Annotated in this window: 4 protein-coding genes and 2 tRNA genes; 1 reads left to right on the forward strand and 5 read right to left on the reverse strand. The window is 43.4% G+C overall.

Going from position 1 to position 2,730, the window contains the following annotated elements:
* Positions 1 to 73: alternative ribosome rescue factor ArfA (arfA, locus tag ACTHUT_RS17350; protein WP_440419198.1), on the reverse strand; the 73-nt coding region annotated here is incomplete at its 3' end.
* Positions 74 to 152: 79 nt separating this feature from the next.
* Between arfA and hscB the strand changes: the two genes are divergently transcribed.
* On the forward strand, positions 153 to 653 hold the full coding sequence (gene hscB, locus ACTHUT_RS17355; RefSeq protein WP_003685550.1) for a Fe-S protein assembly co-chaperone HscB: 501 nt from the start codon (positions 153 to 155) through the stop codon (positions 651 to 653).
* Between the two features lie 108 nt (positions 654 to 761).
* On the opposite strand, the gene ACTHUT_RS17360 is transcribed toward hscB, so the two are convergent.
* The 4 genes from ACTHUT_RS17360 to ACTHUT_RS17375 all read right to left on the reverse strand — a co-directional run bounded on the left by ACTHUT_RS17360 (position 762) and on the right by ACTHUT_RS17375 (position 2,722).
* A complete protein-coding gene (locus tag ACTHUT_RS17360) occupies positions 762 to 1,334 on the reverse strand; it encodes a 50S ribosomal protein L25/general stress protein Ctc (protein ID WP_250600355.1) in 573 nt (190 codons plus the stop codon).
* A 65-nt stretch (positions 1,335 to 1,399) separates the two neighbouring features.
* Positions 1,400 to 2,383 carry a ribose-phosphate pyrophosphokinase gene (locus ACTHUT_RS17365; protein WP_152333207.1) on the reverse strand — a complete coding sequence of 328 codons (984 nt, stop codon included), beginning with the start codon at positions 2,381 to 2,383 and terminating at the stop codon, positions 1,400 to 1,402.
* A 176-nt stretch (positions 2,384 to 2,559) separates the two neighbouring features.
* Positions 2,560 to 2,635: transfer RNA gene (locus tag ACTHUT_RS17370), tRNA-Gln, on the reverse strand.
* A gap of 11 nt (positions 2,636 to 2,646) precedes the next feature.
* Positions 2,647 to 2,722 (reverse strand) — tRNA-Gln (locus ACTHUT_RS17375).
* Positions 2,723 to 2,730: the final 8 nt, after the last annotated feature.

The following is a 2,730-nucleotide window of genomic DNA, read 5'->3' on the forward strand; positions in this document are numbered from 1 at the left end:
AATCAGATTTGACTAAGGCTTTTAAGGCATTGTCTCGTATTTTGCCTTTATTGTGTTGTACCTTACCGGTCATATTGTTTTCCTTTCGTATAAACAGTTTTTGGATTATATCGTAAAATAATCTTCTTCTTTAGATTTTTTCCTTTAATATCATGTCTCAATACTTCAACCTCTTCCAGCTTGAGCCATCTTTCAATATTGATACCGAAGCACTCGAACAGACCTATCGAGCTTTAGCTGCCCGTTTTCATCCCGATAAATTTGCTTCCGCCTCAGCTTTTGAGCAGAAACAAGCCGTTATGATGTCTTCTACAATTAATGATGCCTACCGCACATTAAAAAGCCCTATTGATCGGGCTGCTTATCTCTTGAAAAGCCAAAATATCGATGCCGATGCACCTGAACACACTTCGTTCTCACCAGAGTTCCTCATGCAGCAGATGGAATGGCGGGAAACATTGATGGATGCTCAAATGGAACAAAACCATGATGCCATCCGAGCACTGGATCAAGAAATCCAAGAAGTACAAAGCAACCTATATCAAGATTTGCAACAAGCATTTGAAAACCAGGATTATGAATCAGCCGCACAATGGGTACGGCATGGACGCTTTCTTAATAAGCTTCGCAATGAAATTGCTTCAATCTTATAAGGTACATATGCTGTTACATTTACCTAAGTTCTATAGCAAATGATTTCATATGTAAAACAAAAACCGTATCAGATAAATCTGATACGGTTTTCTTATATTAACTACCTATTAGCGTTTTTTACCGGTAACAGTAGCAACAGCCAGGTTTTCGTTACGTTTCAGAGAAACGCTTTCAACACCTTCTGGCAATTTGATGTCTGACAAGTGCAGAATGTCGCCGGCAACTACTGATGCACAATCCAGTTCCAAGAAAGCAGGAATGTTTGCAGGCAAAGTAACTACTTCAACAGAAGTGTTCAACAGAGATACGCGACCACCTTGCAGTTTAACAGCTTGAGAGTTTTCAGCGTTAACAATGTGCAGAGGAACGCGGATGCGTACAGGTTGATCAGCTTTTACAGCTTGGAAGTCGATGTGTTGAACTTCGCGGCGGAATGGGTGCATTTGGAAGTCACGCACGATAACGTCTTTAGTTTCACCGTTCAAAGACAGTTTGATCAAAGCAGTATGGAAAGATTCTTTTTCCAATGCGTAGAATACAGTTTTGTGGTCTACAGCAATAGCAACAGGCTCTTGACCTTCACCGTACAGGATGCCAGGGATTTGGCCTTCGCGACGCAGGCGGCGGCTCGCACCAGTGCCTTGGGCTTCGCGAACAGAGGCTTGAATTTCGTAAGTCATGTTTAATACTCCAATTTAGATAAAATCGTCGTCATCGGCCGCGACCAGCTTAAGACGACATCGGGTTATGGCAGCAACATGCCGCCAGTCATCACATCTTCATTGAAAAGATATGAGACGGATTCTTCATTACTGATACGGCGTACCGTCTCAGCCAGCAAACCGGCAATGGTAACTTGACGGATGCGTTCACATTTTTTAGCTGCTTCAGACAACGGAATGGTATCTGTCACAACTACTTGGTCAATTTCGGAAGAAGCAATTCGACTCACTGCTTCACCGGAGAATACTGCATGGCTGGCATATGCTAATACACGATCTGCACCGCGCTCTTTCAGGGCAACAGCCGCTTTACATAAGGTGTTTGCCGTATCGATCATATCATCTACGATTAAGCAAGTACGGCCTTGAATATCACCAATAATATTCATCACTTCAGCCACGTTGGCTTTAGGACGACGTTTATCAATAATGGCCAAATCAGCATTTAAAGATTTAGCAACAGCACGTGCACGTACAACACCACCGATATCAGGGCTGACAACAGTCAGATTGTCGATACGTTGTTGTTTAATATCGTTCAATAGAATCGGGGTAGCGTAAATATTATCTACCGGAATATCGAAGAAACCTTGAATTTGATCAGCATGCAAGTCAACAGTTAATACGCGGTCGATACCTGCTGAGTACAACATATTCGCTACCAATTTAGCAGAAATCGGTACACGAACAGAGCGAGGACGACGATCTTGACGCGCATAGCCAAAGTAAGGAATCGCGGCAGTAATACGACCGGCAGAAGCACGTTTGAGTGCATCGGCCATAGTCAAAATTTCCATCAGGTTGTCATTGGTTGGCGCGCAGGTAGGTTGCAAAATAAACACATCGCGACCACGCACATTTTCCAACAGTTCAATGGCTACTTCGCCATCAGAGAATTTGGAAACGGTGGCTTCACCGAGTGAAATATCCAAATGTTTGACAACACGTTGCGCCAATTCCGGGTTTGCATTACCGGTAAACACCATTAAACTGTCATAAGCAGCCATATCTTCACCTGATTCTAGATTTGATTTACGCGCAGAAAACATTACGCTTCCCTTTGCCCTATGTCTAAGACACTAATTGCGCGATTATACGCGTAAAGACGGGTAAAAAAAAGTTTTAAAGCGTTATTTCGCTCCGTGCATAAAAAAGCGTGTAAGAAAACTTACACGCTTTTATTTGGCTGGGGAGGAAGGATTCGAACCTTCGCATGCTGGAATCAAAATCCAGTGTCTTAACCGCTTGACGACTCCCCAATAAAGGGTGTTGGCTGGGGAGGAAGGATTCGAACCTTCGCATGCTGGAATCAAAATCCAGTGTCTTAACCGCTTGACGACTCCCCAACAAAGGG

The organism is Neisseria sp. P0022.S010, from assembly GCF_051956635.1.